The 12244-nt window shown below is 60.1% G+C and carries 11 protein-coding genes; 7 read left to right on the top strand and 4 right to left on the bottom strand.

All coding sequences use genetic code 11. From position 1 onward, the window contains the following. Positions 1–121 precede the first annotated feature (121 nt). Both JQN68_RS00950 and ttcA read right to left on the bottom strand, forming a co-directional pair. The gene (locus JQN68_RS00950) at positions 122–793 is read right to left on the bottom strand and encodes a PP2C family protein-serine/threonine phosphatase (RefSeq protein ID WP_249620956.1); all 672 of its coding nucleotides are present in this window, start codon (positions 791–793) and stop codon (positions 122–124) included. 156 nt (positions 794–949) lie between these two features. Further along, positions 950–1711 (bottom strand): tRNA 2-thiocytidine(32) synthetase TtcA, encoded by a 762-nt coding sequence (ttcA, locus tag JQN68_RS00945; protein WP_225071269.1) that lies wholly within the window; start codon positions 1709–1711, stop codon positions 950–952. A gap of 236 nt (positions 1712–1947) precedes the next feature. Here ttcA and JQN68_RS00940 point away from each other — a divergent pair, with 236 nt between their 5' ends. After that, entirely contained in the window at positions 1948–2508 is a 561-nt protein-coding gene (locus JQN68_RS00940; RefSeq protein ID WP_225071268.1) for a hypothetical protein, read from the top strand. A gap of 67 nt (positions 2509–2575) precedes the next feature. Continuing rightward, positions 2576–4156, top strand: a complete 1581-nt coding sequence (locus tag JQN68_RS00935; RefSeq protein ID WP_225071267.1) for a DUF445 family protein — start codon at positions 2576–2578, stop codon at positions 4154–4156. Positions 4157–4179: 23 nt separating this feature from the next. Here JQN68_RS00935 and JQN68_RS00930 read toward each other — a convergent pair whose 3' ends face one another. Further along, on the bottom strand, positions 4180–5166 hold the full coding sequence (locus JQN68_RS00930; protein ID WP_225071266.1) for a magnesium transporter: 987 nt from the start codon (positions 5164–5166) through the stop codon (positions 4180–4182). Positions 5167–5402: 236 nt separating this feature from the next. On the opposite strand from JQN68_RS00930, the gene JQN68_RS00925 reads away from it, so the two are divergent. From JQN68_RS00925 to metK, 5 genes are all read left to right on the top strand, one after another. After that, positions 5403–5696, top strand: coding sequence for a DUF5132 domain-containing protein (locus tag JQN68_RS00925; protein ID WP_225071265.1), 294 nt, complete (start codon positions 5403–5405; stop codon positions 5694–5696). Beyond that, on the top strand, positions 5693–6226 hold the full coding sequence (locus JQN68_RS00920) for an HMA2 domain-containing protein (protein WP_225071264.1): 534 nt from the start codon (positions 5693–5695) through the stop codon (positions 6224–6226). Before JQN68_RS00925 ends, JQN68_RS00920 begins: the two co-directional genes overlap by 4 nt. Before the next feature lie 222 nt (positions 6227–6448). Then, the gene (locus JQN68_RS00915) at positions 6449–7096 is read left to right on the top strand and encodes a hypothetical protein (RefSeq protein WP_225071263.1); all 648 of its coding nucleotides are present in this window, start codon (positions 6449–6451) and stop codon (positions 7094–7096) included. 105 nt (positions 7097–7201) lie between these two features. After that, positions 7202–10459, top strand: coding sequence for a cation-translocating P-type ATPase (locus tag JQN68_RS00910; RefSeq protein ID WP_225071262.1), 3258 nt, complete (start codon positions 7202–7204; stop codon positions 10457–10459). Beyond that, positions 10344–11528, top strand: a complete 1185-nt coding sequence (gene metK / locus JQN68_RS00905; protein ID WP_225071330.1) for a methionine adenosyltransferase — start codon at positions 10344–10346, stop codon at positions 11526–11528. Before JQN68_RS00910 ends, metK begins: the two co-directional genes overlap by 116 nt. Before the next feature lie 175 nt (positions 11529–11703). On the opposite strand, the gene JQN68_RS00900 is transcribed toward metK, so the two are convergent. Further along, positions 11704–12075 (bottom strand): HMA2 domain-containing protein, encoded by a 372-nt coding sequence (locus JQN68_RS00900; protein WP_225071261.1) that lies wholly within the window; start codon positions 12073–12075, stop codon positions 11704–11706. Positions 12076–12244: the final 169 nt, after the last annotated feature.

Below are 12244 nucleotides of genomic sequence, written 5' to 3'. Positions count from 1 at the left end.
GCCATACAGGCAGATATGGATATGGTTAAAAATCGCCCGACCGTCCGGCGCAAAATGAGCCGGGGCCTCAGGTTTACCACAGCGGACGCCCTTGCACAAGATTCTTGTGCGTCACCATTTTTCAGGAGAATTGATGCGGGGTCGAAAAATCGAGGGCAATGGCCGTGCAGTCGTCTTCCGGAGGATATAGACCGCCGAAGGCCGCCAGTTGGCCGAACAGGCCATCCAGCAGATCCTGAGGGCCGTCCCGGTGGCTCAACAGCAAACGCTCCACGGCCGCATGGCCAAACACCTGGCCACGACCGTTGAAGGCCTCGATGATGCCGTCGGTATAGAGCAGCAGCCGGTCGCCGGGCTGAAACTGGAACATGCGCACTTCGATTTCCGGACTGGCGAAGAAACCCAGGGGTTGAGCGGTAGGCGGCAACCGCAGAATACGATCCTGCCGATGAACCAGGGGCGCGACCTGGCCGGCATTGACATAATGCATCACCAGACTGTTCGGCTCGATGACGCTGTAAAACAGGGTGGTGGAGAACAGATGGTCCAGATGCCGGGAACGACGGGCGAAGGACAACAGGAAATCGTTGACCTGGGCCACCGTTTCCCGCGGCGGGCACCCGCCGGCGATGGCGCGATGCAGGTAGCCGTACAGCAGGGCCATGACGATGGAGGCCTGCATGCCATGACCGGTTACATCCCCCAAAAACACGACCTGGCAGCCGTCGGGCAATTCGACGAAGTCGAAAAAATCGCCTCCCAGACCCTTGGCCATGCAATTCTTGATTGCCATGCAACACCAACTGCACTGGGGAGAGGCTTTTGGAAACAACAGTTTCTGAACCTTACTGGCCAGATCCAGATCTGAGTTCAGATCGTTCGTTGGCACCATGGGCAGTTCCTCCAAAGGCGATACCATCATATCATCCCGCCCTTCAGAACGGATCTTTTAAAACGACTTAAGCCGTGCATCCAGCAGATGGCGCGGCTGGACATTGCTTAACGCCCCAATCAGGCTGCGGCGGACATCGGGAATGGACTGTTCCAGTTGAGCGACCAGGTGCTTCATCTGGCGCCGCTTCTGCTCCGCGCGCACCTCGGGGGGGCAGGCACAATCCACCAGGGGGAAATCGTTGGCGCGGCTGAAGGCCAGGATGTCCGCTTCGGCGACATAGACCAGGGGCCGAATGACCGTCTGGACCCCGTTGTCGGCCAGCAGCTTGGGACTCATGGCGGCCAGGGTGCCGACGTAAAACTGGTTGAGCAGGAGGGTTTCGATGAAATCGTCGAGATGATGACCGAGGGCCAGCTTGTTGCAGCCCAAACGTTCGGCGACGGTATACAGCACACCTCGCCGCAAGCGGGCGCAAAACGCGCAGTAGGAGGAGCCGGGCCGCAGTTTTTCGGCGATGATGGCAGCGCAGTCGGCCTTTTCCACATGCCCGGCAAAGCCGTGGCGGCGCAGATGGTCCTCGATCAGGTCGCTGCGGTAGCCCGGAAAACCGGCATCGACGTTGACGGCAATCAGCTCGTAACGCACCGGTGCCCGCTGCCGCAGTCGGTCCAGCACGTGCAGCAAAGTCCAGGAATCCTTGCCGCCGGAGACCGCCACGGCGATGCGATCCCCGCCTTCAATCAGGTTGAAATCTCCGATGGCCTGCCCGGTCAGACGTTTAATCTTGCGGAACAGCCGGTCCTCGCGAATTGCCAACGCACACCCTCCCCAGCATCATGGAGAGCTCTTTTTACTTTATTTCCCGGCAATTTGCAAGCATGGCCAGCGACCCTCGGCAGCCGATGCCGAATAGCATTTATGGAAGCGTTCGTGCCGCTGCCAAAGGTTCAGGGTGGTCCTAACAAAAACAGAACAATTGCCTGGCATAATTACGTCAAGAAATCGGCCCCTACAAAGGGGCAAGCGCCCTTTTATAACCAAAGGAGCACCCCATGAACCACGAATCAGATGACACCGTTCAGAGCTGGCCCGTTTCCGGCCAGAGCGACCTGAAAATCCTGTTTCATCACCTCAACCATCATGAGCAGGATATCGCGCACCTGACCCAACGAGTAATTCAGGCCCATGTTTCAGCCCAAAGGAGCCAATGCGACAGCCTGCTGGCTTTGGCGTCGGATCTGACGCGAGCCATCTGCGCCTCCGGCGGCGGCCTTGGTACCGAATGCCTGATTTCAACCCGCGGATTGGCCAAAGGTTTGCTTCAGGCCCTGCGAGAAGCGGGGCATGACATTTACAGCAGCACCTATCTGGCCATGCAAGGGATCATGATCGGAGGCGTCCAGGCGGGCATCGACTTGCCCTCTCTGGTTCGCATCGGTTCCCAAACCCTGCTGCATATGGCCTGCAGCCTGGGTGCCCACGACGAAGAGGTCATGAAGAAACTGGCGGCCGGCGCCTTGGAAACAGAAACCCTCCGGGCACAGGACCTCGAAAGCATCGCCCAGGTTTTTCTGGAGATGTTCCAGAATGCCCCCCGAATGACCTACCAATGAGTCGACCTCCATCTGTCCGCGATTGGCGTACGAAGCGGGCCGGAAGCGGGCTGGCCGAAGGGCAACGATGAACGCGGGAACTCTTTTCAGCTGGCTGGCACCTCCTCTGTTGGGGGCGGCTATCGGCTATTTCACCAATGTCGTGGCCATCCGCATGCTGTTCCGCCCCCTGAGGCCCTGGCGGATTGGCAAATTGCGGCTTCCCCTGACCCCCGGCATCATCCCCGCCAAGCGCCATCAACTGGCCGACAAAATGGGCAAGATGGTAGGCGAGCACCTTTTGACACCCGATGCCATTCACACCGCCTTGCAGCAGAAAGTTTTTCAGCAAACTCTGCGTGAGGCCGTACGGGGACAGTTGGAGCAGGCGCTGCGCTTGCCCTTGGACGATTTGGAACACCGTCTTACGCCTGAACAACGACAGCGAATCAAGGAATTGTTGGCGGTTTTCAACCAGGAATTGACCCGGTCTCTGTTCAGCTTCCTGGCCAGCCAAGAGTTTCATGGCCGATTGTGCGCCTTTCTGCGGGAAAAGGAGCAGACCCTGCTGCGACACGACCTGCAAAGTCTGCTGGATCCGCAGACACTGGACAGGTTGCAGCAAGCCCTCCATGCCCGTCTCGACGATCTACTGTTTTCCGACAACTTTGGCGATTTGCTGCAGGAGCAAATCCAGGTCAGGCTCGACCGACTGTTGACCAGTGATACCCCTTTGCGCGAAGTTCTCCCACCCCAACTGGTTTCCCTGCTCTTGGCGGCGCTGGCGCAGCAGGCCCCGCAGCTTCTTGCCACCGTCGACAGGCATCTGAGCCGGCCCGAACTCCGGCACGCCGTCAGCCTGCGCATCCAGCGTTCCATCAAGGATTTTATCGAGTCCTTGCAAGGTGTTTCCGGTTTTTTTGCCGGGTTTGTCAAACTCAACAAAATCAACGCCAAAGTCCCGGCCTTTCTGGACCAGATGCACCGGGATCTTTCCCAATGGCTGCATCAGGACGAAACCCGCGACAAGATCCTACACTTGCTTGAAGAGCGGTTCCACGCCTGGTTGGAGTTGTCCCCGGCGCAGTTCCTGCCGCACCTGCCTTACGAACAGATTGCCCAATTGCGCTCCCAGTTGGTGCAACAGGTGCTGACCTTAAGCCGCGGCGCCCAAGGCCGGAATTACCTGCATAATGCCTTGCAGGGCTTCCTGAACCAGGCACAGACTACCCCCCTGAACACCCTGCTGAAACAAATCCTGGACCAGAAAGAATGGGACCGGTTCCGGGAACAGACTACCGACGCCCTCATCTCCGGCCTGCAATCCTCGCAGGCCCGGGAAATTTTCACCTCCCTATTGCTGGAAAACGGGGAGCAGTGGTTGCTGCGCCAGACTACCGGCCAACTAGGAGATTTCGTTCCCCTGACGCTGCGGGACTGGCTGGAGGAACGAGCCTGCAGTTATGGCGAAAAGATTTTGCAGGAGGAAATACCGACCATCATCAGCGGCTTCAATGTCCGGCAGATGGTCACCGACAAGGTCGATTCCCTGGACATTCTGGCCGTCGAGGGTCTGTTGCTCGGCGTCATGCAGGAACATTTCCTGTACATCAATTTGTTTGGCGGCCTCCTCGGATTTTTTATCGGGCTGCTCAACCTCTGGCTCTGAAGGCCCAACCGAACAGCTGTCTTCTAGCCGAGCAAAAACCGAACCACCACCAGATAAACCAGCAAACTGAAAATATCCTGAAAAATGGTCGCCAAGGGCCCGGAACCATAGGCCGGATCGTAGCCGAAACGACCGATCAAGTATGGGAACAAAATGCCCACGCTCGTTGCGCTGCACCCGGCCGCCACCAGCGAAGTCGATACGGCCAGCGCCAGGCGCACATCGCCGAAAAACCCCCACACCAAGGGAAAGGTCAGCAGGGCTATGGTCACGCCCAGCAACAGGCCGGTGAACATCTCGCCGACCAGCAAGCGATTGAAGGAGTTGGAACTGAAGGACAGGCCGCGCACCGCGATCGCTTCCGTTTGGGTGCCGATGGCATCCGCCAGGTAAATCAGGCCGGGCACAAAAAAGGCGATGGCCATTTGGCGTTGCATGGAGGCTTCCAGACCGGCCATTATCAAGGTGGCGAAAAGGCTCCCCAGCAGACCGATGAGCAGCCAGGGCAACCGTTGCGCCGCCCGCCGCAGGGGCGCGGCTTCGAGGGCCTGGGCGGCATTGGCGCCTGCGTTCAAAATACCGGTGAAGCGCAGCAGATCCTCACTATGTTCCCGGCGCAGGATATGGATGATGGCCATTGCCGGCACAACACCCTGCAAGATACCCGCATCGTCCACCACCGGAACGGCCGCCAAGCCCCGATCCACCGCCAGGTTGGCGGCCGTTTCCTGGTCGTCATCCGGCCGCACGGCAGGCGGATCGAGATTCATAATCAAACCCAGCACTTGCTGGTCCGGCCACTGCAGCAGTTCAGCCAGCAATATGCATCCCAGCAACTTGCCGCCTCGCGTGACGATGTATATGGCCTCGGTGCTCTCCAGGCGCGTGTTTCGCAGCATGACATGCACGTCACCGACGGAATGGGAAGCATAAGCGCGCAGAATCCCTGTTACCAGGTGCGAGCGAACCTTCTCCGACAATTTGCTCCCCTTGCCGATCCAACTACCCATGGCCCGCCCCCTGACATCGGTTGGAATGAATCCACTTGTTGGATGCTCGAGATCCATCGCATAACTGAATCAAATTTGACTTTGAATTGTTAGCCAACCGTTAAACACCCTGCATTTTTTGGCTTCCACTGTTAGTTATTGGTTAGCCGCCGGGTTTTGCCAGCAAGCCACATTGCATTTCCGATAGGAGGTGATAAAAGCTCAACATATAACGGTTATTTTCATATGGAGGCACTATGGCAGAATTCAAGGACAAGGCCGTAACCGGCCTCTTCATCGGGCTCGGAGCAGCCGTGCTGGCGCCGGCCGTATTGCCGATTCTGGTCAGCGTGGGACGTCCCCTGGCCAAGGCGGGGCTCAAGGGCGGCATGATGCTGCTCGACAAAATCAAGGAAAAAGCCGCCGAAACAGGGGAGTTGCTGGAGGACATGGCGGCCGAGGCGCGTGCCGAACTGGCCGAGGAGAAAGAGGTCGCCATGGGTAAGATGGCGGCAGCCTTCAGCGAACCTCCCGAGGGAGCCGAAAGTTGACGATCCCTGAAGGTATCTGCGTGCACTCTACGGGTGAGCGCCTGCGCATCCGTTTCCCGGAGCAGCGGGGCAACCAGGCTTTCTTTGCGGCCTTGCGGGACAAACTTGCCGACTGTCACTCCATCAGCCAGGTTACGGTCAATCCCGGGACCGCCTCCCTTCTCGTCTTGCACAACGGCGATCTTTCAGAGGTGGCAGAATTTGTAGCCAGCGAAAAGATTTTTTGTCTGGCCCCCCAGGTCGGACCCAAGGCTAGTGGTGTCCGGCCGGTCACGGCTGCAACCAGACAGTGGTTCCGGCATGTTGATGGGCAGGTGCAGAGCCTGTCAAACAACTCCCTGAGCCTGCCGGAGGTGGCCTTTTTGACTCTCATCGGCGGCGGCCTCTGGCAAATTGCGCGCGGCAATCTGGTGGCGCCTGCGTGGTATACCTGTTTCTGGTATGGGTTGAACATTTTTCTAAAAAGCCAGCATCGTTCGACCGGGGCGGAACCCGGGCCGCCATCAGAGGGACCGGACCTAGCCGAGTAGCCAAGTTCTGAGGAGGTGTCAGGCATGATGGATCCCCATGATACCGAGCAAGGAAAACCGCCGGCAAAGCGCAAGCGGGTGGCAACCCCCCGTCGCCCAGAAGACATCGGGTCGCAAGACATGCTCCCGCCAACGGATTATTTACCAGCGGCTCCCGAAGAGGCCCTGCCCCCGCAGGAACCACACATAAAACCATCCGTCACCGCTCCGGAGGAGGACACAATGGAACAGGAAAACATGGAACAGGAAAGCCCGAAAACCGGGGAAGAAAAGGGCGTATCGCAGGCCCTTGGCAGCGCCGGCACGGCTCTGAAGGACGGTCTGGTCGGCACCCTTAAAGGCATCAACGAGATCGAGGCAGAAATCGTCAGCCTGGCCCGCAACACCATCAGTTCGACCCTTAGCGCCACGGCCTCCGTCACCACCGAGAGCATCAACGTCACCAAGGATATGCTCAAAGGAGCCATCACCGCTTCCCACGAGGTAGGCACTGATGTCGCCGTCACAGCCAAGAGCGTGGCCAAAGGCCTGATGATGGGAGCCACCGATGTAGGTGGCGACCTCATGGCCACTGCCCGAATCACCATCAAGGGGGCCATTGCCGGCGCATCGGAAGTCGGTGCCGACGTCGGCACCGTGGCGCGACGCACCATCGAAGGCATTCTGGAAGCGACCCGCGAAATCGGCGGCAATGTCGAAGAGGTCGCCAAAGCCGTCACTGAAGGGGCCATCGAATCGGCAGGCACGGTGGGCGGTACGGCCATCAAAACCGTCAAGGAGCTTGCGGTCAGCATCGTCGAGGGAATCAAGGAGATCGCCTCCGCTGCCCTGCCCAAACCACGAACCGGCCAGGAACAAAAGGAAGAATAAAATCTTTTCCCGTTTCCCGCCACGGCGCCCATACCCCGGACCATCGCCAGCGGTCCGGGGTTTTCGTACCTCAAAGCCCGTCAAACCGGACTGGAGATTCCCCAGGTGCATGCCGCAACTGTCCGCCCGGCACAACCATCCCATTCCGCCTTGGTCGTGCCGCAGCACCTGGCCATCCGCGGCCGGGCCCGGCTGGCCATCAAGGGCCTGAAGCGATCCGACTGCGGCGCCGGCGCCGACCAGTTGCGTAACCACCTGGCCGTCGCCCTGGCCGAGCAGAGGGAGATTCTAGCACTGGATTGCAGCCTGCTCAGCGGTTGCGTGCTGGTTCGATTTTCCCCCCAGGTACCCGTGGCCCGAGTCGTAACCCTTGTTGAGGAGGCGGTTCGAAATTTCTGGAGCCGTTGGCGGCCTGCGTCCGAGATACCGGCCCGAACCGTGGCCCCGAAGTCGACCAGAACGACCGGGAGAGAACAAGGCCGGCGGGATAAGCATGTTGCCGCGCCGCCTCAATCCAGCCCACCGTGGCATGCCCTGCCCTGGCAGACGGCGTGCGAGGCTTTCGCCGCGGACCCTCTAACGGGCTTGAGCCAGGCACAGGCGGACTTGCTCCGTCAACGCTTCGGTCCCAATCTGCTGCCGCAAAACCAGCCGCGCTCGGCGTGGCGTATCCTTCTCGACCAGATTAAGTCTCCAGCCATGCTGCTGCTGGCCGGCTCCGCGGTATTGTCAGCGGCGACGGGCGGGTTGGCCGACGGTCTCGTGATCCTGTCCGCGGTGGTCATCAACAGCATCATCGGCCTGGTGACGGAAACCCAGACGGAAAAGATCATCCATTCCCTGCAGCGCATGGTGCAGCCATTGGCACTGGTCATTCGTGGCGGCATCCGCAATGAGCTCGATGCCGCCGAACTGGTGCCCGGCGATTTGGTGGTACTGCAACCCGGCTCTCTGGTGGCGGCGGACTGCCGCTTGCTTGAAGCAAGGCAACTGACCGTGGATGAGTCGGCTTTGACGGGGGAAAGCTTTCCCGTCGCCAAGACCGTGCTGCCGATATCCACCATCGAGACCCCTTTGGCGGACCGCAACAACATGGCCTTCATGGGCACCATGGTCACCGGTGGGCAAGGCCTGGCCTTGGTGGTCGCCACCGGAGCCATGACCGAACTGGGCGGCATTCAGGCCCTGGTAGGAGCGTCCAAACCGCCGCCGACCCCCATGGAAAAAGAGCTCAACCGCCTTGGCAACCAACTGGTTCTCGCCAGCAGCGCCGTTTGCGCTGCGGTGTTCGCTATCGGACTGCTGCGCGGCTACGGCCTGCTGCCCATGATCAAGAACTCCATCACCCTGGCTGTCGCCGCGGTGCCTGAAGGACTGCCCACCGTCGCCACCACGATCCTGGCGCTCGGAGTCCGCAGGATGCGCCAGCACCAGGTGTTGATTCGTCATATCGATGCGGTGGAAGCCTTGGGTAGTGTCCAGACCCTGTGCTTGGATAAAACCGGCACCATTACCCGCAACCAGATGACGGTCCGCAGGATCGAAACCGGCAATTGTTCCCTGCGCATCGAACCTGGTGAAAACTGGCAGGAGCAATACCAGACCGAGCAGACTCCCTACCCGGAATTGACTCTGTTGTTTATGGTGCTCGGGCTGTGCAACGAAGCCAATACCGATGACCGCAACGACCATGGGCCGGCAACCGGCACGCCCACGGAAATCGCCCTGCTCCAAGCAACCCGGGAAACGGGCATCGACACCGCCCGGTTGCGCCACGACTATCCGTTGCTGGCCATTCGGCATCGCTCCGAGCAGCGCCTGTTCATGGAAACCGTCCACGATCTTCCGGCCGTTGCCGAAACCCGATGTTTTGAGAGGATGTTGGGGCAGGAAACCGTCGCCTTGGCGCTTTCCGCCGTCAAGGGCAGCCCGACGGAGGTCATGGGGCTCTGCAACCACATTCTCTGCGAGGGTGAAATTAAACCATTAACGACGGAACTGCGGGAACGCCTCGAACTGATCAACGAAAACATGGCTGCCAGCGCCCTGAGGGTACTCGGGGTAGCTTATGGGCTTGCCCCTCGCCCTGGCCTGCTGGCCAACCAGGATCCACCGAAGAACTTGGTCTGGCTGGGCTTGGCCGGCATGTCCGATCCGATTCGGCCGGGGGTCAGCGAGGTCATCGGCCGCCTGCATCGTGCCGGCATCCAGACGGTCATGATCACCGGCGACCAGATCCCCACGGCCTACGCCATCGGCAAGGAACTCAATCTCAGCCAGGGGCGGCAACTGGAGGTCCTCGAATCGCGCAGTCTGCAAAGCATCGAGCCGTCCGCCCTGCAGACCCTGGTCGGCAGGGTGCAGGTTTTTGCCCGTGTCACGCCGGCGCAGAAACTGGAGATCGTCCAGGCCCTACAGGGATCAGGACAGATTGTGGCCATGACCGGCGATGGCATCAACGATGGACCGGCCCTGAAAGCGGCCGACATCGGCGTGGCCATGGGCAGTGCCGGTACTGACGTCGCCCGCGAAATTGCCGACGTGGTACTGGAGAACGACGACCTCGACACCCTGATTCTGGCCGTTGCACAGGGTCGCACCATCTGCAATAACATTCGCAAATCGATTCACTACCTGTTCGCTACCAACATGAGCGAAATCATGGCCATGTTCAGTGCCGTGGCGCTGGGCCTCGGCCAGCCCCTCAACCCCATGCAGTTGCTCTGGATCAACCTGATTTCCGATATTTTCCCGGGCCTGGCGCTGTCCATGGAGGAACCGGAACCGGACCTGCTGGAACGGCCGCCGCGCGATCCCCGGCAGCCCCTGATCAGCAACCGGGATCTGCGTCGCATGGGACTGGAAGCCGCCGCCATGACCGGCGGGGCCATGGGGGCCTACGGCTACGGGCTGTTACGGTACGGGCAGGGGCCACGAGCCGGCACCATGGCCTTCATGACCCTGTCCCTGACCCAGATTCTGCACGGCCTGTCCTGCCGCTCCGATCAACCGGTGCTGTTCCGCGCCCGCCCGTTGCCCGGGAATCCCTATTTGACCGGCGCCTTGGGAGGGTCCCTGCTGCTGCAACTGATGGCCGCCCTGACACCGGGGTTACGGAGTTTCCTCGGCTTGGCGCCGTTGACCCTGGCGGATGCCTTGGTGGTGGGAACCGGTACCATTCTGCCGTTGTTGTTCAATGAAACCAGCAAGCCTACCCTGGGAGAAGCCACCGATGAAAAAGGACTTCATGTTCCTCTCGGAATCGGTCACCGAGGGGCATCCGGACAAGCTCTGCGACCAGATCAGCGATGCCATCGTCGATCGATTCCTGCAGCACGATCCCCTGGCGCGCATCCGTGCTGAATGCGCGGCAGCCTGCTCCATTGTCTACATTGCAGCGCGTTTCGCCTCCCCGGCCATGGTGGACATCACCCACTTGGCCCGTCAGGTCATCGATCAGGTCGGATACCGGGACAGCACCTTCAGCAGTCGTACCTGCAGCATCATCACCAGCATCCAGGAAGAGCCGCAGAATGCAACCCAGCGTTTCGATGAAAACTCTCTGGATGACGCCGAATTGAACCGGATTACCGCCCAGGACCAGGCTGCCGTCTTCGGCTTCGCCTGCCGGCAGACGGCGGCGTTCCTGCCCTTGCCCATCTGGCTGGCCCATCGCCTGGCACGACGGCTGTCGGCGGTGCGCTTTCAAAAACTGCTGCCTTACCTGGCGCCGGACGGCAAAACCCAGGTCGGCATCGAATTCCGCGAACGTCGCCCCTACCGCATCCACTCCATTACCCTACTGACCAGCCATCATGGATCGGCGCCTGTTCCGGACAAGCTGGCCGCCGATTTGCGGGAAACGGTGATTGCCCCGGTCTTCCAGGACGAATTGTTGCGGCCTGACGAGCGGACCCGCATCTATATCAATCCCAACGGTCCGGTGCTCGACGGCGGGCCGGCCTTGCATGCCGGCCTTACCGGGCGCAAAACCGCTGTCGACACCTACGGCGAGTATTCCCGCAATAGCGGCAACGCCTTGAGCGGCAAAGACCCCTTGCGCATCGACCGTATCGGCACCTATGCGGCCCGTTATGCCGCTAAAAACCTTGTGGCAGGCGGCCTGGCTGACGAATGCGAAGTCCAACTCAGCTATACCATCGGCCTGGCAGCTCCAGCCAGCGTCCAGGTGGAAACCTTCGGAACAGGCCGCCTCGACGATGAAGACTTGGCCAGATTGGTTCAGGAGGTGTTCGACTTTCGGCCGGCCGCCATCCTGCGCCGGTTCAACCTGCGCCGCCTGCCGCAGGCTCTTCCGGGAGGATTTTACCGAAAATTGGCCGCTTACGGCCAGATCGGCCGAATGGATATGGGGCTGCCGTGGGAGCGAACCGACCTGGCCCCGGCGCTTCGCCATATGACTAATAGTTAACAGGGGTTCTCAGTCATGGTCAGGCATCAACCTTGGCGCGCTGAAAGGGGTGTCAAGAAGAGGCTTCTGGTCAAAATGCGGCCATTTCAGCCAGGCTCGAAAGGCAGCGGTGAGGGAATCCGGCCCCTGCCCGAAACCGCCATTTTTGATTAAGGTGGGACAAAACCTTGGGCAATTAGATGAGCGCCGCTATAAAGGACAGCGGGGTGCCTCCCAGAACGCGGTCCACGGCCACGCCCAGCAGGGCCTTGCCCACCTTTTGGCCCAGTTGACTGGCGGCGGAATCCAGATACTGGGTGCTGCTGACGGCCTGGCCCGGCTTGAAATAACCGGCATCCGATAGTCTGTTCAACACCGAGGAAGCGTCCATCTGCCTGGGATTGAACAATACTGTTACACTGCCGGTCAGGGTGCTGACCGAGACGCTTTCAACGCCAGGCAAGTTCTGCAATGCGGCACGGATGGTTCCGGCCGCCCTCTCATCGGCTTTGACCAACCGCGACCTGATGCGGACCCGGCCGGGCACAACATGAAAGTAATCGTTCATCTTTTTCCAGCCTCCATATGGTTGCCAGGATATTTCCTGATTAACCCTGCCATCCATATAGCTGCCGATTGTTCGAACCATTTCAACGTTCCGTAAAAATTCCGTTAGCGGCACTCTGAGACTCGTGCATATGCATAGAAGGCTGGCAGAATGCCAGTCGCCCCGCGGA

It is taken from the genome of Desulfuromonas sp. CSMB_57 (assembly GCF_020194955.2).
GTDB lineage: Bacteria > Desulfobacterota > Desulfuromonadia > Desulfuromonadales > Syntrophotaleaceae > JAFCIY02.
The sequence above is the reverse complement of the archived record's forward strand: the minus strand, read 5'-3'. Positions and strand labels throughout refer to the sequence as shown.